The sequence below is a fragment of the Paenibacillus sp. DRB1-1 genome, from assembly GCF_052119485.1.
Taxonomy (GTDB): domain Bacteria; phylum Bacillota; class Bacilli; order Paenibacillales; family Paenibacillaceae; genus Paenibacillus; species Paenibacillus polymyxa_B.
Genome location: NZ_JBODQH010000001.1, coordinates 2,375,610 through 2,395,423, shown reverse-complemented (window position 1 = coordinate 2,395,423; position 19,814 = coordinate 2,375,610). Strand labels below are relative to the sequence as shown.

At 46.6% G+C, this 19,814-nt stretch carries 19 protein-coding genes; 11 read left to right on the top strand and 8 right to left on the bottom strand.

What is annotated here, in order from left to right:
• Positions 1-8: 8 nt before the first annotated feature.
• Positions 9-2,021: a M1 family metallopeptidase gene (locus ACQW03_RS10625; protein ID WP_076294629.1), complete on the bottom strand. Its 2,013-nt coding sequence runs from the start codon at positions 2,019-2,021 to the stop codon at positions 9-11.
• Positions 2,022-2,145: 124 nt separating this feature from the next.
• On the opposite strand from ACQW03_RS10625, the gene ACQW03_RS10620 reads away from it, so the two are divergent.
• Positions 2,146-2,652: a YwhD family protein gene (locus ACQW03_RS10620; protein WP_028542596.1), complete on the top strand. Its 507-nt coding sequence runs from the start codon at positions 2,146-2,148 to the stop codon at positions 2,650-2,652.
• Between the two features lie 181 nt (positions 2,653-2,833).
• Positions 2,834-3,385, top strand: coding sequence for an NAD(P)H-dependent oxidoreductase (locus ACQW03_RS10615; RefSeq protein ID WP_071639049.1), 552 nt, complete (start codon positions 2,834-2,836; stop codon positions 3,383-3,385).
• Positions 3,386-3,395: 10 nt separating this feature from the next.
• Here the strand turns inward: ACQW03_RS10615 and ACQW03_RS10610 are convergent, their stop codons facing one another.
• Positions 3,396-3,755 carry a winged helix-turn-helix transcriptional regulator gene (locus tag ACQW03_RS10610; RefSeq protein ID WP_071639050.1) on the bottom strand — a complete coding sequence of 120 codons (360 nt, stop codon included), beginning with the start codon at positions 3,753-3,755 and terminating at the stop codon, positions 3,396-3,398.
• 303 nt (positions 3,756-4,058) lie between these two features.
• Between ACQW03_RS10610 and ACQW03_RS10605 the strand changes: the two genes are divergently transcribed.
• On the top strand, positions 4,059-4,565 hold the full coding sequence (locus ACQW03_RS10605) for a PTS sugar transporter subunit IIA (protein ID WP_025723771.1): 507 nt from the start codon (positions 4,059-4,061) through the stop codon (positions 4,563-4,565).
• Positions 4,566-4,664: 99 nt separating this feature from the next.
• Here ACQW03_RS10605 and ACQW03_RS10600 read toward each other — a convergent pair whose 3' ends face one another.
• A complete protein-coding gene (locus tag ACQW03_RS10600) occupies positions 4,665-5,414 on the bottom strand; it encodes an MBL fold metallo-hydrolase (protein WP_071639051.1) in 750 nt (249 codons plus the stop codon).
• Between the two features lie 141 nt (positions 5,415-5,555).
• On the opposite strand from ACQW03_RS10600, the gene ACQW03_RS10595 reads away from it, so the two are divergent.
• The gene (locus ACQW03_RS10595; RefSeq protein ID WP_076294632.1) at positions 5,556-6,101 is read left to right on the top strand and encodes a histidine phosphatase family protein; all 546 of its coding nucleotides are present in this window, start codon (positions 5,556-5,558) and stop codon (positions 6,099-6,101) included.
• 57 nt (positions 6,102-6,158) lie between these two features.
• Positions 6,159-6,524 (top strand): YunG family protein, encoded by a 366-nt coding sequence (locus tag ACQW03_RS10590; protein ID WP_220031419.1) that lies wholly within the window; start codon positions 6,159-6,161, stop codon positions 6,522-6,524.
• Positions 6,525-6,594: 70 nt separating this feature from the next.
• On the opposite strand, the gene ACQW03_RS10585 is transcribed toward ACQW03_RS10590, so the two are convergent.
• Together ACQW03_RS10585 and ACQW03_RS10580 are read right to left on the bottom strand one after the other, a co-directional pair.
• The gene (locus ACQW03_RS10585) at positions 6,595-7,407 is read right to left on the bottom strand and encodes a pentapeptide repeat-containing protein (RefSeq protein ID WP_220030543.1); all 813 of its coding nucleotides are present in this window, start codon (positions 7,405-7,407) and stop codon (positions 6,595-6,597) included.
• Between the two features lie 118 nt (positions 7,408-7,525).
• Positions 7,526-7,918 carry a VOC family protein gene (locus tag ACQW03_RS10580; RefSeq protein WP_071639055.1) on the bottom strand — a complete coding sequence of 131 codons (393 nt, stop codon included), beginning with the start codon at positions 7,916-7,918 and terminating at the stop codon, positions 7,526-7,528.
• A 119-nt stretch (positions 7,919-8,037) separates the two neighbouring features.
• Between ACQW03_RS10580 and ACQW03_RS10575 the strand changes: the two genes are divergently transcribed.
• A complete protein-coding gene (locus ACQW03_RS10575) occupies positions 8,038-9,087 on the top strand; it encodes a hypothetical protein (protein ID WP_071639056.1) in 1,050 nt (349 codons plus the stop codon).
• Between the two features lie 135 nt (positions 9,088-9,222).
• Positions 9,223-9,687, top strand: coding sequence for a hypothetical protein (locus ACQW03_RS10570; RefSeq protein ID WP_028542587.1), 465 nt, complete (start codon positions 9,223-9,225; stop codon positions 9,685-9,687).
• A 144-nt stretch (positions 9,688-9,831) separates the two neighbouring features.
• Here the strand turns inward: ACQW03_RS10570 and ACQW03_RS10565 are convergent, their stop codons facing one another.
• Positions 9,832-11,889: a transglycosylase domain-containing protein gene (locus tag ACQW03_RS10565; protein ID WP_441952367.1), complete on the bottom strand. Its 2,058-nt coding sequence runs from the start codon at positions 11,887-11,889 to the stop codon at positions 9,832-9,834.
• 282 nt (positions 11,890-12,171) lie between these two features.
• Between ACQW03_RS10565 and speE the strand changes: the two genes are divergently transcribed.
• Positions 12,172-12,999: a polyamine aminopropyltransferase gene (speE, locus tag ACQW03_RS10560; RefSeq protein ID WP_053324352.1), complete on the top strand. Its 828-nt coding sequence runs from the start codon at positions 12,172-12,174 to the stop codon at positions 12,997-12,999.
• 268 nt (positions 13,000-13,267) lie between these two features.
• Positions 13,268-14,560, top strand: coding sequence for an MFS transporter (locus tag ACQW03_RS10555; RefSeq protein WP_071639058.1), 1,293 nt, complete (start codon positions 13,268-13,270; stop codon positions 14,558-14,560).
• Between the two features lie 189 nt (positions 14,561-14,749).
• Here ACQW03_RS10555 and ACQW03_RS10550 read toward each other — a convergent pair whose 3' ends face one another.
• Complete coding sequence (locus ACQW03_RS10550) at positions 14,750-16,489, bottom strand: ABC transporter ATP-binding protein (protein WP_441949625.1); 1,740 nt, start codon at positions 16,487-16,489, stop codon at positions 14,750-14,752.
• Positions 16,486-18,240 carry an ABC transporter ATP-binding protein gene (locus ACQW03_RS10545; RefSeq protein WP_071559511.1) on the bottom strand — a complete coding sequence of 585 codons (1,755 nt, stop codon included), beginning with the start codon at positions 18,238-18,240 and terminating at the stop codon, positions 16,486-16,488. Before ACQW03_RS10545 ends, ACQW03_RS10550 begins: the two co-directional genes overlap by 4 nt.
• Positions 18,241-18,394: 154 nt before the next feature.
• Between ACQW03_RS10545 and ACQW03_RS10540 the strand changes: the two genes are divergently transcribed.
• Together ACQW03_RS10540 and ACQW03_RS10535 are read left to right on the top strand one after the other, a co-directional pair.
• The gene (locus ACQW03_RS10540) at positions 18,395-19,285 is read left to right on the top strand and encodes a LysR family transcriptional regulator (protein WP_028542580.1); all 891 of its coding nucleotides are present in this window, start codon (positions 18,395-18,397) and stop codon (positions 19,283-19,285) included.
• A gap of 92 nt (positions 19,286-19,377) precedes the next feature.
• Positions 19,378-19,812 (top strand): DUF1934 domain-containing protein, encoded by a 435-nt coding sequence (locus tag ACQW03_RS10535; protein ID WP_013308207.1) that lies wholly within the window; start codon positions 19,378-19,380, stop codon positions 19,810-19,812.
• Positions 19,813-19,814 lie beyond the last annotated feature (2 nt).

The following is a 19,814-nucleotide window of genomic DNA, read 5'->3' as shown; positions in this document are numbered from 1 at the left end:
TAGACACCTCACCATGACAGACTTCCAAGCAGTGTTTCTAACAGCTTGGTTACACTTACATTCCAACGGGTTTGTTGCTTTTCGTCCAATTCGGCCTTTAGGCTATTGTTAATATGCTTGTTCTCCAGTGCAATGGTATATAAAGGATCAAGGGTTACATAGGAAACGGGAGAAGTACTTTTGATCCGAAAAGTTGTGCTTTTGCCCGCGCCGTCCCAAGCCTTGAATATCGTAGTACCATCCTTGAAGGTAAATTGGACAGGGATCTTGGGATAATCCGCCCCTTTTTTGCTGACCGTCACGACGGCTTCATATCCATTCTCCAGCTTGTGGTTCGTGATATGATCCACCGAAAAGTCCGCCATCTGGCCGTCATATACATACTGTTCAAAATAGTGGCTCCATGAGCGTCCGGTGACTCTCTCCACGATACGTTGAAAATCCTGGGAGGACGGATGCTTAAATCGGTACGTCTGGACGTAGGTCCGCATAATCCGATCCATTTTTTTCATACCCACCTGACGTTCAATGCCCCGTAGTACCAGCTTGCCTCGAGAGTAGGCATTTTGCGCGTACTCAGTAGCCGAGCCGTACTTCCATGACTCGCGGTTGAGCGGCTGTGGGGAGGCTACCTGTCCCGATTGTAATGGCAAGTTGGGGCTAAGCCCATATTCTTGCTCCATAAGCCGCTCCTCTGCATAGGAGGTGAAGCCTTCATCCAGCCACGGCTCCTCAAATTCGTTATTGGCTACCATTCCGTAGAAATATTGATGTCCAATCTCATGAACTAATGTTCGTTCCAGACTATAGCCAGGATTCAGATTACCCGCAGCAGCGGCTGTGATGAGTGTCGGATACTCCATACCGCCGGCTCCATTGCCTGATTTGGGTGGAACGACGATGGATAGGGTGGAATATGGATAAGGCCCGTACCATTTGCTGTAGTACGAAAGGGCGGCCTTCGCGGCGCTCATATAGCGCCCTTTGAGCTCCTTGTGCGACGGGTCAAGGTAGAGCTTGATTTTGACACCAGGGACTTCAGCAGAAGAAAAGGGTTCTTCTACGGTTACAAAGTTGGGTGAAGCGGACCAGGCAAAATCGTGTACATCATCGGCATAAAATTGATATATTTTTTGGCCGTTCTGTCTGACGGCACCACGGGTGGGAAATCCGGTCGCTGCTACGATATGAGTTTCAGGCACCCGAATCCGTACGCTGTAAATTCCAAAATCGGCATAAAACTCGGAGTTACCATGATACTGGTGGAGGTTCCAGCCCTCTTCGGCGCGTCCACGCTGCCCTGCAGTCTCGTAGACGCTGAGCTTCGGGAACCACTGTCCTGCCATTACAAAATCATCTGTCGCACCCATACGAGCGAAGATGGCGGGCAGTTTTACCTCAAACTTCATATATAAAGTGATTTCTTCGCCACCTCGTACCGGCTTGGGTAGACGCACCTTCATGAGCGAACGGTCGCCTGCGTTACCGTCATCTGGCTGCACATATTGGATGCGGTGCATGAGAGATAAACCGTCTTCTGTTTTTAGTTCAGTCAGCGTCATAGAGCCAAAGCCGTCTTTGGGCATGGTGTCTCCACGCAGCTTTCCACCGGATTCCTTCATAAAGGTGGTCTCCATGGAAGAGAAGGCATTCGGGTATAGATGAAGATACAGATCATTCACGGTTTTCTTGCCCGGGTGCTTCCAGGTCAGGGTCTCAGTGCCTCGCAAAACCTGTCCTTTTTCCAGAGACACATCAATGTGGTACTCTACCACCCGTTTGCTGAGGATTTCTGTAGCGGGCTGTGGAGGGTTCTTGGGCAGGTCAGGCAGGATGTTTGCCCCTAGAGGCTTGCCCATATTTGGGACAAGCGCAGACTCAGACAGGGAGCCGTATAGTGGTTGGCCTATGGACTGCGGGTCGGATTGCGATTGGGGCTGCCAGGCAAACCATAACGTCCCTGCGAGGAGACCGAGGGCTAGTGTAGACAATAAAACGATTTTAGTGCGTGCTGGGGTCATACAATGGATACCTCCCGTTGACAAGCATCTACAGCATGTATATGTTTGCTTTCAGGAGATTATTAGTTAAAATATTTATAGTGTAGAATGAGTGTGAAGACGGAAAATGGAGGTCTAGTGACGCATGAGTGAAAATCAGCCGGACGGCAAAAAACAGATTGCACTGAACATTGTCAGTGGCAAGAGTAAACATAAGGGTTTCGGCGCAGGCTCAATCGACCTGAACAGCATGTCCCCGGTCATTATTGACCGAGGAGAGGCAAAAATTGATATCGGTGCCATGCATGCCAAAAGTAAAGTAGAACGTGGTATCAAGTTCTCTACGAATAAAGAGGATGTACCGAACGGACGCCAGGTATGGCTCGTATGGGTAGCCGTGGATCGTACGCCCGAAGGACGCATGTACGGCGGTGCCACTGCCTGCGAGATGCTGATTGACGACGAAGCCAAACGCGGCTGGAAAATCCTCGCCGATCACGTCAACCGTATGGATTACGCGCTCAAGCGTCGTTTCATGCTGGATGATCTCGGTAGCGAAGATAGAGCAGCGCTTAAAAGCCTGCTAATTTCGCATAACGAGGAATGGTGGGACGCTTCGCCTGAGGAATTGAAGCAGGCGCTGGAAGGATAGGCCCAGCGTTAACGCAGCAATAATATTGTAAAAAAGCAGCCACATCTGTGGGCTGCTTTTTTTATTTATCTGAGTTTGACACTAACCTTTTAGTAAGTAGTTGTCCTGAAAGTGCATACTTACATATTTGTAGCGCTCACTTTATACTCAAAAATAAATAATACTTAAGGAGGACAATTCTTTGAAAACTCTTGTTATCGTTACACATCCAAGCATCGAGGCATCTGTCATAAATAGGCGATGGGTAGAAGAGCTCAAAAAATATCCAGAAAAGTATACTATCCACGAATTGCATAAGGTTTACCCTGACGGGAACATTGATGTGGAAAAAGAGCAGCACTTCATTGAATCACATAGCAATCTTATTTTACAGTTTCCTGTTTATTGGTTTAACAGTCCGCCTCTCCTAAAAAAATGGCTTGACGATGTTTTTGCTTATGGCTGGGCTCATGGTTCAAATGGAGGTGACAAATTAAAGAATCGTAAGGTTGCTTTAGCAGTATCTGCCGGAAGTAAAAAAGAAGATTATAGTGAAGAAGGAAGATATCGCTATACACTTGAGCAGCTATTATCTCCTTTTGAAACAACCTTCCTATATTGCAATGCAAATTACCGTTCGTTCTTTGCGTTTTATGGTACAGAAAAAGAGTCTGGCGAAAATGAGATGGGTACGTCCGAAAGCGAATTGGAGAAAAGCGCACGAGATTATTTGAATTTTATTGACAGCCTGTAATAGGAATTGCCTATTGCCGTCCGTCCTCCAGAGCTGGCAAACCATTTTCCTCTCCCCACTCGCACATCATATTTAACAATGGAATGAGAGAAAGACCGCGTTCAGATAATGAATATTCAACTTTTGGAGGTATTTGGGGGAATTCCTTGCGTATGATAAGGCCATCTGCCTCTAGCTCTTTTAACATGATGCTTAGTGTTTTGAAGGAAATGGTACCGATACTTCGCTTCAGCTCGTTATGTCGCATAACCTTATTTTCAAAAAGCCAATATATAATGATCATTTTATATTTACCGCTTATTAAGGACAACGTATATCCAAAGCCAGTGTCTTTTAGGACCACGCCAGACGGAACACAGGGTTCACTCATAAATTACACTCTCCTTTAGGTAAGTATATAATATGAATGTGCATACTTTACAACTGATCATTATCCAATTTTAGTGAAAGGATGTAAAGTATGCTCGCTATAAAATGTTTCTGTATCTTTAATTGGAGTGATTTTAGAAACGGAGAGGAGCATCTTGACATTCTGGAAAGGCATTCACTATAATTCAGATAGAAATCGCTTCCACTCTTCTTTTTATTCTTTTGTGGAACCGGTTCCTTAAAAGGTGTAGTTAAGCCCTATTCACTGTTTATGAATGTACTCTCTAAATAAGGTGGCATCGTTATGTTTAAATGGTTGAAAAAGAAGGCGGCTCCTCGTATTGAAGAATTCGACATGGTAGCACCAATCAAAGGAAAAGTGGTTTCCCTTGAAGAGGTTCCAGATCCTGCGTTTTCAACGAAGGCTATGGGGGAAGGAATCGCTATTCATCCAACTGAAGGTAAAGTGACTGCTCCTTTTACGGGTAAAGTCGTCCACGTGATGGAGAAAAGTAAGCATGCTCTGATCATTGAGCATGAATCCGGTGTACAAATTTTGATACATGTCGGGATTAATACAGTTTCCCTCAAAGGACAAGGGTTTAATCCTCACGTTCAAACAGGAGATAACATTAAAGCAGGGCAATTACTGATGGAATTTGATCTAGACGCGATTCAACAGGGTGGATTGCCTGTAATTACTCCGGTAATCGTTCCAGACGGGCAAGAGATGATCAGTCATGTGGAAATCTTGGAAGGAACATCTGCCTCTTCAGAAGTACCCGTATTAAGAGTTCACTTAAAAGCCTAGTTCTCATTCAGAAAAGACTAACCAGGAATTCCTGGTTAGTCTTTTCTTTAGATGATTCACTGACCGGTCAAGGATCGGGTATGACCATGTGATCAAAAGCTAGGATTCACATATTTCAGATATCCGCTGATTACAATTGCCTTCGTACAGCCCTCCATGAAAGCAAATCACTTTTTTAATATCATATGGCAGCAGGTTTTTAAGAGATTCTTTGGCCATATTGAAATTACAGCAGTATTGCGGGTCTGGAGCCAATAATTTGCCGCTTACCAAGCGTAGAGCATCTCCTGCAATCAGGGTTTGACTGAATTTATGATAGAAACTTAGGTGTCCTGGTGTATGTCCAGCAGTATCTATAACTACGATCCCCCCACAGAAGGGTAATTCCTCTCCGGCAACGATGGTGGAGTTTACAATAGCCTTTGGGGGATTTTCAAGTGTACGCCGGAATGCGTGTCTCCACTCTACCGGAACGGATTCGGGCATGGCGCTTACAGCTTGATCTATTGCTTCTGGAGTCAGCTTTATAAGCTGTTGTTCTCCCTGTATATAAGGCTTTTCGATAGAACTGGCTAATACTTGAACTGGGGATGAGGAAGCCCGGATTATATCTGCTAAACTGCCGATATGATCAAGATCCTGGTGTGTTATTAATATGGAGGTAAGTTTATGGATTGCTAATCCGGTGCCTAGAATAGCCTCATGTAAAAGTGAGAGTTGCCCGGGGTAAGCCGTATCGACTAAAATCATGTTATCTTCGTCCCACATTAAGGTAGGGTAAATACTCTCTATACTTCCCATGATGTTAGCAGAAACCTGAAGTATGTGTATTCCCTTGTCTAATTGCATCGAATCCCTCCCATAAGAGTTGATGTAATACAAAGGAATCGTATCATGAAATCTAAATATGTAAACCTATATTATAACATAAAAATAATTATTTGTAAATATGAGGAATACTACATTTGTGTGACGGTTAGGAGCGATGATGTGAAGAAAATTTACTTTGTCAGACATGCCCAAGCAACCGGACAGGAACCAGATGCCCGACTCACCGATGAAGGTACCCGACAAGCTGAGCAGTTGGCTGATTTTATGGAGAATGTAGGTGTGGAATATATAGTGTCCAGCCCATGGAAACGGGCTGTGCGAACCATTCAGCCCTTGGCTGAGCGTAGACAGTTGCAGGTATATACTGATCCACGTCTTCAGGAACGTGTACTTAGCTGTGAGCATCTGGATCATTGGCTGGACGTGCTGGAGCAGACGTATTTGGACGAGGACTTGAAGCTGGAGGGAGGAGAATCATCTCGTGAAGCAGCAGATCGAGGAATCCAGCTTGTCCAGGAGCTTATAGAGCGGGCGGAGAAAACGGTTATCATTGTAACTCATGGAGCTTTATTATCTCTTCTCATTCGACATTACGATCCGCAGTTTGGTTTTGAGGAGTGGAAAAAACTTTCGAATCCCGACATATATTTGCTAGAACTGAAGAAAGCAGAAGCCAAGATTCACAGAGTGTGGAATACGGGTTGAAATAAATAAAGCACGTTCACCATAAGTGCAGAATGGAATTGAAAGGGGAGGCGCATGTTGAATGCAAACCGTTTTTTAGAATTAGAAAAGGCGTTGTTTCAAGCTTGGTCTTTGGAGTCTAGCTCTAAATGGACAGTAAATAATCCTGCGGCTGGACAATGTGGTGTCACAGCGCTTGTCGTTCAGGACAGGCTTGGCGGCGATATTTTGAGGACTTGGCTGGATAGTGGCTGGCATTATTACAACCGCATTGGTGAGGACATTATAGATTTTACGAGGTCGCAATTTTCAAGCCTTCCTCAGTATCAGGATGTACGGTCCAACCGGGAAGAAGCATTTTCGGACACCAATGCAGAGCAGTATGCAGCCTTAAGTAGGAGGTTAGGGGGATTTCTGAACGAAGGCATTAGGGTCCAACAATAGACCGTTACCTTTGTGGGGGGGCGGTCTATTTCTTTTTCATGTAGGTAAGCAATGTTTCTTTAGAAAAAAACTAATGCAGCCAATGGCCGGGAATACTTAGAGAAGGGGGCAGTTTGGTTTTACAATTGCCCTTAGCCGAATTTAATTGCGCTTGTGTAAGAAAAATACTTCCTTCCAGATTAGCTCCACTTAAATCAGCGTCTCTAAAATCCGCACCGATAAGGTCGGTCATTCTTAGATCAGCTTCTCGCAGATCAGCAGCAATCAGTAAAACTCCTCTCAGGTTGGTACCTCTAAGATTAGCGCCTCTCAAATTGGCCCCGATAAGGTCTCTACTCCTGATTTTTTTACTATATTTATTGTGCTCTATGTTTTTCTTAACTTTTTCTCGTACTAACTCACTTGTCTGTAAAAGTAAATCATTGACTAACGCCCTATGGGTTGGTACATGAAGATCTATGAGTGATTTTGGATCTTGATTCGTAAGCTGCTCGGTTTTCGCCATGGCTTTTTGTAAGTCTGTATAGATGGGATGAGTTTCTTTTAAGTTAAGGGCTTCTTTTAGGTAATAAAGCATTTCATGAAGCTGTTGCATGATGGGAAATATATTGAACATTTCCTCAGCTATTGCCGGATCGTCTCGCCAGCTTTTTCCGTTGTATGTAACTTGGGAAACTTTTTGACCTGCTCCAAAGCAATCATATACCGTACAGCCTCGCAAGCCTTTATTTCTTAGGTTCTTATGAATATCACAACGATAATCCGCATTTAGGTTTTGACAAGGGGTTCCTCCATCCTTATTAAAAGCAAAATCAGCAGATTTTGCATAAGGTAAAGCTACACAGCATAAACCAAAACATTTCTCACAATCTGCACTATACAATAAACACACATCCTTTTACTGGCACCTATTAAACATAATATTACCAAAAAAAGATGGAGCATGGTCTATTGTTTTTCCATAGACTTCTAGAGTCTGCTGGATCGTTTAGAGAAGAAATTTAGTCTTTTGCCAGGTTCAATTGCCATGAGACTCCGTATTTATCTTCAACCCACCCAAATTGTTGGCTTACGGGTGAGGCTTCAAGGGGCATTAAAACTTGACCTTCCTGAGATAGCTGACCAAACACACGATGAATTTCTTCTTCCGAATCACAAGTGACGAATAGCGATAGAGCTGGGGTAAAAGGATGTTTGTCCTGATGGTTATAGTCTATAGCCATAAAAGTCTGCCCTTTGAGGTTGAATACGGCATGTAACACGCTCCCATCCTCCTGATGAAAAACGCTCATGATACCCGAAGGCTTAAACACAGAGGTATAAAATTGCATGGCTTCTTCTGCTTGACCAGAGAACATGAAAAATGTTGTAATTTTTGGACTGGAATCTTGCATGAGATCAACTCCCTAGACTGGATCGTAGATGATAACATCTTTCCTCTTTTTTAATAGGAATATTCAGCATTAGAGAAGTGCTTCAAGAAGACGCACACACGTGAAAGGAGAAAGACAGGATGATGGACGCGACAGCAAGACTTATTGATATGTTCGGCTCAGGCAAGAAGCTGGACGCCAGCATCATTTCCGCCTATACGGATGTGGTTGCCCGATATGGGACCATGGAGGATGCGTGGGAGTTATACAGGCTTTTTGTAGAAGATCCCCATCATTATATCAGGGGGTTACTCCTCCAGCCGATCATGAGATGCGGGGATGTTACTTTGGCGCAGGATATGTACGAGCGTTACGTTCAAAATCAGGCATCCCCAGAACATATACCTGACGGTGTGCTGTATGCTCTAGGTTATTTGGGTTATGTGGAGGCTGCTGCTGATCTCGTCGCTTTGGTGAACGGACCGTATGGAGCTGTGTCTGTGGATGCCTGTTTGGGACTGGTACAGCTTCCATGCGAACCGTATCGTGGACAACTGGCGGCTGAATTGGAAAAAGCGCTGGATCAGAATTTGTTTAATGAATTCTTACCTCTGTTAAGCTTCAAATGCACTGCTGAAGATATGATTCCGCGATTGGTACATTGGGGAGAGCAACATGCTTCCGTAGATTGTAATGCAGGAATTATTGCTGGAATAGCATTGTTTGGAGAAGGGCAGAAGGATACGATTCGCTCTATCCTGTGGAATCCGTTTTGGGAGGCTCATGGAACGGCTACAGGTAGTTGTGTGTGGTCTTATTTTGCTATGCAGCATGTAGGGCTAACCTTTAGGGAGCTCGTTCAGGATATAAAAAGCTACGATGCATCCAAAGAAGATGTACAGGTATTGGAATACCGTTTGGACGTGCTATATGAGATGTTGGAACTCAAGCTAAGCTATACAGCCCGCCCGATCCGGTTCGCTCGCAGCAATGAGGAATCATTTGGTCAGCTATATAGCGATTTGTTTAGCTGGTCTAACGAACATCACGATGACTCTATTATAGGCTGGATGAATGAACAGTTGGGGGTTGAGCACCGATTGCTGGAACGGTATTATGAGCTAAGGAAACGAGTCGAGATTAAAATGGTGCATGAAATTGAGCTGGAGCATGTTCAGAAAGGGAGTTAATCGTATCAGGAAATAAGAATTTTTGATGTAAAAGCACGAAATAGCGGAGTTTGGCGGCGATATGGGGATTCGCCCAGTCCACGGGCTGATGTCCCGCATAGGATACATCAGCCTAGAACACAAGGAGTGAAACACATGTCTTTACTGCCACAAGTTCCTTTCGGAACGCAACCGGGTACTCCGGGTCCATTCACGCCGTCAGGTCCTTCGATTCCACAATTTCCTGATATGCAGGATTCCTTCCCATCTCCGATAGGTCCGCCACCAGGCCCAGGGCCATTTTCGCCACAGCCGTTCTCACCGCCGCCGCAGGGGCCATTCGGTCCGCAAGGTGGGCAGCAAACTCAAGCACCAACTTCCCCACCACCGCAATTTACGCCACCGAAGCCGCTGGTTTCGGCGTATGCGGTTGACCCTGGAGCCATTTTCGGTTGTTTGTTCCGCAACACGTTTGTATGGCTGACGAACGGAGAGCGTTTCTGGATGTACCCTGTCTTTGTAGGCAGGACATCCGTAGCGGGTTTTCGGTGGAGTGGTCGTTTTTGGTTTTATTATGGTGTAGACACTAACCGTATTGAGTCGTTTAGCTGTTATTGGTAATAGCGCAGCTTTAGGGAAGAGCGGGGCTTAACGGGATGATGGCTGATGGCACTGGCAAGAGAGGTAAATGGGTAAATGAGGTAAGTGAAGCGAAAAAAAGACTGAGAGAGCGCTCGTCGCGTTCTCCCAGTCTTTTTTTTGCTATTAATCCATCCACCAACGCTTAAAATTGCCCCACCACGATTTCTTTTCGGCTTGTCGCTCCGCTTGGTCAGTTGGCGTTGCTGCTGGTGGATTATCTTGCCCCGACAGCGTCTCCTTTGGCTCCGTGCCGCTGACGAATACCTCCAGCCGCTTGTCCGGGCTGTCCGGTGCAGCCAGCTTGCCGCTGGCCGGATCAATATAAGCGCTGACTACGCCGTCAGGGATAGGGAAGATTTTGGGCGGCACATTCTCCAGCGCTTTCTCCGTATATTGCGCAAAAATCGGAGCCGCCCGTCGGGCATCCTGTGTGCTGATGGCCTTGCCCTTGTCATAGCCGACCCAGACAGCGGTGGACAGCTCAGGGGTAAAGCCGACCATCCACGCATCGGTGTTGGTCGTGCCGCTCTTGCCGGCAACCGGGCGCTTGATCAGCTTCGCGACCCGGTTGCCAGTGCCGCCTTCTTCGAACACGCCTTCCATGAGGCGAGTGAGGACGTAGGCGGAGGCGGGCTTCACCACCTGCACGGGCGCGGCTTGGGGCGCTTCGTACAACGACCGCCCGGCCGCATCGGTGATGCGCAGCACTGCCACCGGAGCCACCTTTTGCCCGCCGCTGCCGATGACCGAGAAGGCCGAGGCCATCTCGAACGGGCTGACGGGCGACACGCCCAGCGCCAGCGAAGGTACGGGCTTGAGCTCGCTTGTAATGCCCATTTTGCTGGCGAGGTCCATGACCTTATCCGTTCCCACCTTCAAAATGGTGCTAACGGCATAGATATTATCGGACGCCGCAATTGCGCGCCGAAGATCTATTTCACCCAAATATTTGTCTCCAAAATTTTTGGGCTTATAGGTCTTGCGATTGTTATCGTAGTGGAACAACGTCGGTCGGCTTTCGAACTTGGACGTACTCGTCAATTCGCCAGAATCCAACGCGCTCAGATACATAATCGGCTTGAAAGCGGAGCCTGGCTGCCGGGTTGTGGCCAGCGCATGATTATATTGATTCCCGACATAGTTCGTTCCGCCGACCATGGCCTTGACATGTCCGTTGCGCGGGTCCATGGAGATTAACGCGGTTTCCAGTCCGTTGCTGCTCTTCATGCCTTCGTTTACAGCCGCCTCGGCTGCTTGCTGCATGTGCATGTCCAGCGTGGTATAAATGCTCAGGCCACCATGCTCAAGCACCCCTTCGCTAATCCCAAGCTGATGAGTCGCCAGCTGGCGGACGTAATCGCGGAACCAGGGAGCGGCTTCCACTGTCCGGCGCTGGCTCTCGGGCCGCAGGGCCAGCATTTCCTCATAGGCCTTGGTGGCTTCGGCCGGAGTAATTTTGCCGGTGAGCGCCATGGAGTCCAGTACAATTTTCTGCCGATCCTTTGCGTTTTTCATATGATTATACGGTGAATAGTAGGTCGGTCCTTTCGGAATACCTGCTAACAGGGCGCTTTCGGCCAAATCCAGATCCTTTGCAGATTTACCGAAATACATTTGCGAAGCCGCTTCAATGCCATAGGCGCCGTGACCATAGTAAATTTCGTTCAAATACATTTGCAGCAGCTCATTCTTGGTGTACTTCATTTCAAGCTGTGCGGTATAGATGGCCTCCTTGGCCTTGCGCGTCCATGTTTTCTCATGAGATAAGTACAGATTGCGTGCAAGCTGCTGAGTCAGCGTGCTGGCCCCTTGCGACATATCCCAGCGGGTCAGATTAACGATTACCGCCCGGCCCAGACCTTTGAAATCAAAGCCAAAATGATCGTAAAACTTCCGATCTTCCACAGCCAGGGTAGCTGCAATCAAATCGGGTGAAATGTGATCAAGCTGGACCGGAATGGATTCTTTGCCTCCGGCAGAGAAAGTGGCGATGACTTGTCCCTGACTATCTAGCAGACGTGAATTCCGATCCGTATCCGCGAGCGGAAGGCTGGTCGTGTACAAATAGGCGAGCAGGATGCAGGCGGTGATGACCGTCAGAATAGTGAGAGACATCAGTCCTTGAAAGCATCGAAGCCAAAGCGGTTTACGCTTGGGGGATCGCCCAGTTGTATCGGTCATCATGCCACCTCCTTCCATAGTTGATGTTCTCAGTATAGTCAATCCGAAAGCGTCTATTCATCAGATACACACACGTGTCTATTTTAAACAAGATTAAATCTCCAAATTGCTTTTGCAGTCCATTCAGGTATCACTTATAATGCAAAAAGTGTGAAATTCCAATGCGTTTGGTACAATAAATATAGCAAACTCGGCGTTTGCGTGTTGCTGATATAAGGAAAGTCAACGTTTATGCTACCGGATTGCCGGACACATACTTTGATCAGAAAGAAGGTTGGAATGATGGACTTGTGGTTTACGGAGAAGCAGACTCCCTCTTTCGGCATTACAGCAAAAATCAAACAAACCTACGTCTCTGAGAAAACAGATTTTCAGGATCTGGCTATGATCGAGACTGAGGAATTCGGCAATATGCTTGTTCTGGATGGCATGGTGATGACAACGGTTAAGGATGAATTTGTGTATCACGAAATGGTAGCACATCCGGCCTTGAATACACATCCGAATCCGAAAAAAGTTTTGGTTGTGGGCGGTGGCGATGGCGGCGTTATTCGTGAGGTCATCAAGCACCCTGAAGTGGAAAAGGCTGTATTGGTTGAAATCGACGGTAAGGTGATTGAATATTCCAAAAAATATTTGCCTGAAATCGCAGGAAAGCTGGACGAGCCTAATGTAGAAGTGCTGGTCAATGACGGATACATGCACATTATTGAACACAAAAATGAATACGACGTCATTATGGTCGATTCGACGGAGCCGGTAGGTCCGGCAGCCCCGCTGTTTGAGCGCGGGTTTTACCAAGGTATTTTCGAAGCGTTGAAGGAAGACGGCATTTTCGTTGCACAAACGGATAATCCTTGGTTCAAGGCAGACCTGATTCAGAAGGTCAACAAAGATGTGAAGGAAATTTTCCCGATTGTGCGTGTGTATGGTGCGAACATTCCGACCTATCCGAGTGGTCTTTGGACATTCACGTTGGGTAGTAAGAAGTATGATCCGCTCGAAGTAGACGAGACCCGAATTCCAGAGATGGACACCCGATATTACAGTCCGCGTCTACACAAAGCGGCGTTTGTACTACCTAAATTCGTGGAAGATTTAACGAAATAAACATTTTAAGAAGCGCCTTAGTGGTCTTTATTGCCTGTTTCTGGGTGGGAAAGAGCGCTATAGGCGCTTTTTTGTGTTGGATAAGATTTGAAAAAGGCTATGAAAGCATACTGGACACCGGATTTCCTTTTAAGATAAAAGAAGGAAATTTAAGGGTGTGCGTAGAATATACAAAAAACCAGACATTTAACAGATTTGTAATGTCAACAGGGACGGTTTGGTTGTGAAATACATAAATCGGCGATGTACCAAAGAGGGGGAAACTTTTTTGATCAGACGCTCTTTTTATTACCTGTGGGGGTCTCAGACGATCTCCAACGTAGCAGATATCATCTACATGCTGAGTGTAGTGGTATTGGTGTTCAGTTCAAGTAATTCCTTAATGACGACTATTTTAATCCCGTTGTTCCGATTGTCTGCCCAAGTGCTTAGTGGGCTCGTTGCACCGATCGTCCTTGGCCGATTTCGGCTGACGCGCGTGTTGCTATTTTCCCAGTTTGGGCAGTTTGTCATTTTTACGCTGTTGCTGCTTTATTTGTGGATCGTACCTGAGCAGAGGTCGTTTCTATTTATTTTTGTGATGGTGTTTGGTATGTCTTTTCTGGATGGCTGGACCAATCCTGCGCGTAATGCGCTTGTACCTCGTTTGGCTACGGGTGAAGGGCTAATGCGGGCCAACGGCATGGTAGCGGTCAGTGATCAGGTGGTCAAGTGTGCAGGCTGGGCGTTGAGCGGAATTATTGTGGCTTGGCTGGGTTCCCTGAATACGCTTGTGATCGCATCCTGTTGTTATCTCGTAGCTGTAACTGTCACGTCCTTCGTCCGTGATCCACTGGATCAGAAGGAATTAAGTCTTGAAGCTTCGGATTCCTCGACAAATCTAGTAGAACCTGCAAAGGGAAAGGAAAAAGGCTCCCATTGGAAAGAGCTTGGGGAAGGCTGGAAAATCATTTGGCACAACCGTCGTATACGTTCTCTGATGATCGTCGATAGTGTGGATAGTATTGGGGGTGTCTCTTGGCTCGGCGTATTTATTTTGGCGTACGTCAGCCAAGTGCTGCATCGGGATGCAAGCTGGTGGGGCTTTATGAATGCGTCCTTTTTCTCGGGCACGATTTTGGGTGGATTGATTGTCGTTGGCTTGGTCAAGCGATTGCAAAAGAACAGCTTTTTGTACATGCTCGGAGCGTTGCTGGTATATGTACTGATTACAATTGTATTTGCGCTGAATACAATCCCCGTTGCTGCACTTATTCTTTTTGCTGTATCAGGCTTACCTGTTCAAATGGCAGGGATTATTCGCCGCACCTTGCTGCAAACCAGTGCACCGGCAGCCCAGCTGCCCAAAGTGATGGCGGGAATTGATGTGCTTACCAATCTCGCTTTCGGCCTGTCCTTGTTATTCATGGGCTGGTATGCAGACCGTTTTGGTATGGTGCAGGTGTATTTGTTGGCTGCGATTATGACGACCATTGCTATCTTGATCGGCTGGTTGTATCGCAGGGATTTTCAGGAAAGTGAGCAAATGGACCATCCAACCGCTACGGGCGCTGGCATTTGAGTTTTGTTTTCGTCTAGGCAGGGAATGTTTCATTCGATGAATTACATAAGCAAGATATAATCCAAAAGGCTGCCGAGAGAAGATCCGGCGGCCTTTTGCTGGAGATGCGCGTTCTTTGTTTCTTCCTGTGTCACTACAAAAAAAGCCGATTGCATAAGAGCAACCGACTTTTCCCCTCAACCCGCAGTGTTAGGCTGTAGTGAACTGACTGTTATAGAGCGAGGCATAATGTCCGCCGCTGGCAAGCAGTCCCTCATGGGTACCGCTTTCGACGACATCGCCGTTTTTCATGTATAAAATCAAATCCGCTTCACGGATGGTCGATAGTCTGTGGGCGATCACAAAGCTGGTGCGTCCGGCAATCATTTTCATAAATGCTTTTTGGATACGCGCTTCTGTCAGGGTGTCTATGCTGCTGGTCGCTTCATCCAGGATCAGCATAGGTGGATCGACGAGGATCACTCTCGCGATAGTGAGCAGCTGTTTTTGGCCTTGCGACAGGCTGTCGCCTGACCCGCTGATGACCGTATCGTAGCCATGAGGCAGTCGTTTGATGAAGCTATGCGCATTGGCAGCTGTTGCAGCCGCGATGACTTCTTCGTCCGTGGCCTCCGGCTTTCCGTAAGCGATATTATCCCGAATGGTCCCGCTGAACAGCCATGTATCTTGAAGCACCATACCGAAGTTAGTCCGCAGGCTGTCCCGGCTCATGTCGTTGATATTCACCCCGTCGATGGATATCGAGCCGCTGTCCACATCGTAAAACCGCATGAGCAGATTGACGAGTGTGGTTTTACCAGCTCCGGTCTGCCCGACAATGGCCACACGAGTGCCTGGCTTAACCTCCAGACTAAAGTTCGTAATGAGCGTACGTTCCGGGTTATAGGAGAATTTGACATGATCAAAAAGAATCGTGCCTTTGCTGCGCTCCAGCTGTACGGCGTTCGATTTTTCCGGCTGCTCAGGCGGTGAGTCTAAAATCGCAAATATGCGCTGAGCAGAAGCCGTAGCTGCCTGGAACTGGGTCAGCACACCCGTAATTTCATTAAAGGGCTTGGCGAACAAATTAGTATAAATCAGAAAGCTCGACAATCCGCCTACCGAGATCCCACCCAAAATAATGGAGATACAGCCAATCATGGCGGTGACTGAAAAAGTCATGTTGTTTACCAATCGGGTGGAGGGGTTGGACAATGATCCGTAAAACTGCGATTTCACCCCGGCTTGATACAATTGTTCGTTTTTGGCGGAAAATTCCTCAAGCGAGCGGTTTTCATAATGAAAAGCGGTAACTACCCGTTGTCCGCCAATCATTTCTTCCACGTAACCATTCAGGCTTCCTAAAATTTTGGCCTGTTCGCGGAACATACGCTGTGACCTTGTAGTAATGAACCGTGCCACACCGTATGTGATCGGGGCAGACACCAATACGACCAACGTCATTATCGGACTGATATACAGCATGAGTACAATGGAGCCTATAATCGTAATGATCCCGGTAATCAGTGTGGAAAAGCCTTGCAGCAATCCATCCGATACAGCATCCATATCGTTCACAAAACGGCTGATGCTGTCTCCTTGCGGATGAGTGTCATGAAAGCTTAACGGAAGGATATTAAAATGATCAAATAACTCCCGCCGCATATCATTTACGGTCTGAAAAGCAATCCGGTTCGTCAAATACGTGAGCAGCCAGCTAAATAGACTGCCTACAACATATACAATGCCTAATCCAGCTAAAATCTGTGCAATACCTTTAAAATCCACTGCTCCCTTATTCACCATATGGTCGATAGCTTGACCAATCATGTAGGGTCCGATCAGACTGGCAAGCACGCTGAGAAACGCACTGACGATGACCCAAAATGTTGTTTTTTTATATCGACCTACATAGGTTAACAATCTTCTCCAGGTTTCCTTGCCACTCATTGGTCTACCTCCTGTGTTGAGAGCTGGGAATGATTAATTTCCTGATACACATCTGAGCTGCTCATCAACTGTTCATGTGTGCCGATACCGACAATCCGCCCCTCATCAAACACAATTATTTTATCAGCATGCTGTACGCTGCTTACTCGTTGCGAGACCAGCAGGACGGTCATGCTGGTGCTATTTTCCCGTAGCGATTTACGGAGGGCGGCATCGGTAGCAAAATCAAGTGCGCTTGAGGAGTCATCCAAAATGAGAATTTGCGGATTGCCGACAATAGCTCTGGCAATGGTAAGTCGCTGCTTTTGTCCTCCCGACAGATTAAGCCCTCCTCGGGTGATCGGAGCATCGAATTTCTCCGGCAAGTTGGATATGAACTCATCTGCTTGCGCGATTGCTGCGGCTTGAGCGACTTCCTCATCGGTGGCGTGTTCATGCCCCCAACGGATATTATCCGCTATAGTTCCAGTGAACAGCAGCGCCTTCTGAGGAACAATACCGATTTTCTGCCGCAATTGCTCCAGCTTATACTGCCGTACGTCAATGCCATCAACCTCTATACGACCTTCTACTACATCGTAGAAGCGGGGAATGAGATTCACAAAGGTGGATTTCCCCGAACCTGTTCCTCCGATGATGCCGACCGTTTCACCGGGATAGATGTTTACCACTACATCGCTAAGTGCCAGTTGCCCTGTCGTATTGTATCCAAAGGAGACATGATCAAAAGAGATAGCTGGTACAGCGCCATGCTCAGTTGTTCCCTCCCTGTCTATAGGTGTAGAAGTAGCAGCAGTGTCGGAAATCGAAGCTTGCGTGTCTAGGACCTCCTGAATCCGCGCTGCTGAAGTAGCAGCCTTGGTGAACAAAATAATTAAATTGGTCACCACAATCAGAGCCAGTAAAATTTGCGTAATGTAATTAATAAAGGCAATAATCTCCCCTTGTGTAAGAGATCCATATTGGATATGGATACCGCCGATCCACAGGATTGCAATAATTGCTCCGTTTACCACCAGTAAGGTGGCAGGGCTTAGCAAAGCAGAAATACGTCCGACACGAATAGCGGTCTGAGTCAGGTCATCTGAAGCAGTGTTAAATTTAACTCGTTCAGCTCCTCTTTTGGCAAATGCGCGTATGACCCGTACGCCTGTAAGATTTTCGCTTAGCACCAGGGCGATTTTATCCAATTTTTTCTGATACCGACGATACAGTGGTGAAGCCTTCGTAATGACCACATATAGGATCAAAGCCAGAACTGGTGTAGCCGCCAACAGCACCAAAGCCAGGCGGAAATCCAGAATCATTGACATGATAATAGCCCCGATACAAATAAAAGGAGCACGAATGACCAGACGAATCAGCATCGCTACAGCCGTTTGGAGCTGATTAACATCATTCGTAATCCGGTTAATGAGCGAGGGCGTACCGAACTTATCGAGGTCAGCATAAGAAAACGATGAAATATGCTTAAACATCGTATTGCGCAGCGTAGTTCCGAATCCTTGAGAGGCACGAGCTGCGTAAAACTGACACACTAATGAACTGCCAAAGCCCAGTATAGTCATGAGTAACATCAAAAGACCCATCTGCCAAACATAATGGGTGTCTCCTTTACCTACGCCATGATTGATCATTAAAGCAACCATAGTAGGTAGCAATAGTTCCAAGATGGCCTCAATCAATTTAAACAGAGGCCCAAGAATCGTTTCCTTTTTATAGGGTTTCAAAAAAACAGCAAATTTCAGCAAATAAACCATCACCTAACCTAAATAATGTATATAGCCTCATGCCGCAATAGCATAACTGAATTTGATTATGGCATATCCCCAACCATATGAATAATATTTAATATATATTAGAGGTATAGGTTTTACATATATCTAGTACCGGAGGTCCATAAAGATGGAATTGAGACATCTCAAGTATTTTTTGGCGATCGCAGAGGCCGGACAGATTACCGCAGCAGCCAAAAAGCTGCAAATCGCGCAGCCTCCTTTAAGTCAGCAGCTCATGCAGCTAGAGGAAGAGCTTGGTGTAAAGCTCGTGCATCGAGGCTCACGAAGCATCCAATTGACGGAGGCCGGCATCATTTTACAGAACAGGGCCAAGCAGATCTTGGAGCTGACAGATGCCACAACAAGAGAAATAAACGATTTTGCCTTGGGGATGAAGGGTACGCTCACCATTGGAACGGTCTCCTCTTCCGGCGCAGCCCTGATGAAAGACAGGCTTTCCGAATTTCATAAAACCTATGCGGGTGTAAAATTCGAAATTCATGAGGGAAATACCTTCATGATTCTCGATCTTTTGAACAAAGGAATTGTAGAGGTCGGTATCGTCAGAACCCCTTTTAATACCACCGATTTAGGGTGCAGATATGCTTCCTCCGAGCCGATGATAGCAGTGATGACAGAAGAACATGACTGGAACCCCGAACAGAAGACCATCCCGTTGTCTGATTTGAAAAATAGGCCGCTCATCGTATATCGCCGCTTTGAACAATTGATCCACGATACCTGTATGAAGCATGGCTTTGAGCCAAATTTCTTTTGCAAAAACGATGATGCTCGCACCACGCTTCACTGGGCTAATGAAGGACTAGGGATCGGTATGATTTCGCGCTCTGCGTTGTCACTCGGAAGCAATAATCAGTTAATCGTTAAGGAAATTATGTGTGAAGAATTGCATACGCGTGTGGCGGCTGTCTGGCTGAAGGATAAATACATGTCTTCTCTAGCCTCTCGATTCATTGAAAGTTTTAGCCAAGCATCCGATGAAGCTGACTTAAGGTAGCTAAATTTTTTGGATGAAAGCATCTTTTTGTAAAAACTCATTTGAATTGCAATCGGGAACTGGATATAGTAGTACAGTAGGATAGCAATAGAATGGAGTTTGAATACATGCCACATAATGCAAAGGTCCGAATCCGTCTTCATAGTCATCATGACGGAGAAGATGTGGTACAGGAACTTCCCGGAGAAGCGATCGTGCGTGGGAAGCATCTATATATAAGGTACGATGAGCCGCAAGAAAGTCCTGAGGGCGGTACGACACGGAACACAGTCAAAATCGGACCGGATGAGCTAAAGCTGATTCGTCACGGTGAGGTACAATCAGAGCAGTCGTTTGCGCTGGGACGCAGGTTGCCTGGATTTTACCGCTCGCCTTATTTAAACCTGAACATGTCTGCGCATACGCAGAAGCTCGATATTCGGATGGATGGATTCACCGGGCATGTGAGCTGGACCTATGATCTGTACGTATTTGAGGATTTCTCGGGGCATTTTGCCATCAGTTTGCATATACAGGAGGAGCAATAATC

Coding starts and splice junctions, on each gene's coding strand:
- ACQW03_RS10625 (WP_076294629.1), bottom strand. CDS start 2,021: ATGACCCCAGCACGCACTAAAATCGTTTTATTGTCTACACTAGCCCTC.
- ACQW03_RS10620 (WP_028542596.1), top strand. CDS start 2,146: ATGAGTGAAAATCAGCCGGACGGCAAAAAACAGATTGCACTGAACATT.
- ACQW03_RS10610 (WP_071639050.1), bottom strand. CDS start 3,755: ATGAGTGAACCCTGTGTTCCGTCTGGCGTGGTCCTAAAAGACACTGGC.
- ACQW03_RS10605 (WP_025723771.1), top strand. CDS start 4,059: ATGTTTAAATGGTTGAAAAAGAAGGCGGCTCCTCGTATTGAAGAATTC.
- ACQW03_RS10600 (WP_071639051.1), bottom strand. CDS start 5,414: ATGCAATTAGACAAGGGAATACACATACTTCAGGTTTCTGCTAACATC.
- ACQW03_RS10580 (WP_071639055.1), bottom strand. CDS start 7,918: ATGCAAGATTCCAGTCCAAAAATTACAACATTTTTCATGTTCTCTGGT.
- ACQW03_RS10575 (WP_071639056.1), top strand. CDS start 8,038: ATGATGGACGCGACAGCAAGACTTATTGATATGTTCGGCTCAGGCAAG.
- ACQW03_RS10570 (WP_028542587.1), top strand. CDS start 9,223: ATGTCTTTACTGCCACAAGTTCCTTTCGGAACGCAACCGGGTACTCCG.
- ACQW03_RS10565 (WP_441952367.1), bottom strand. CDS start 11,889: ATGACCGATACAACTGGGCGATCCCCCAAGCGTAAACCGCTTTGGCTT.
- speE (WP_053324352.1), top strand. CDS start 12,172: ATGGACTTGTGGTTTACGGAGAAGCAGACTCCCTCTTTCGGCATTACA.
- ACQW03_RS10550 (WP_441949625.1), bottom strand. CDS start 16,489: ATGAGTGGCAAGGAAACCTGGAGAAGATTGTTAACCTATGTAGGTCGA.
- ACQW03_RS10540 (WP_028542580.1), top strand. CDS start 18,395: ATGGAATTGAGACATCTCAAGTATTTTTTGGCGATCGCAGAGGCCGGA.
- ACQW03_RS10535 (WP_013308207.1), top strand. CDS start 19,378: ATGGAGTTTGAATACATGCCACATAATGCAAAGGTCCGAATCCGTCTT.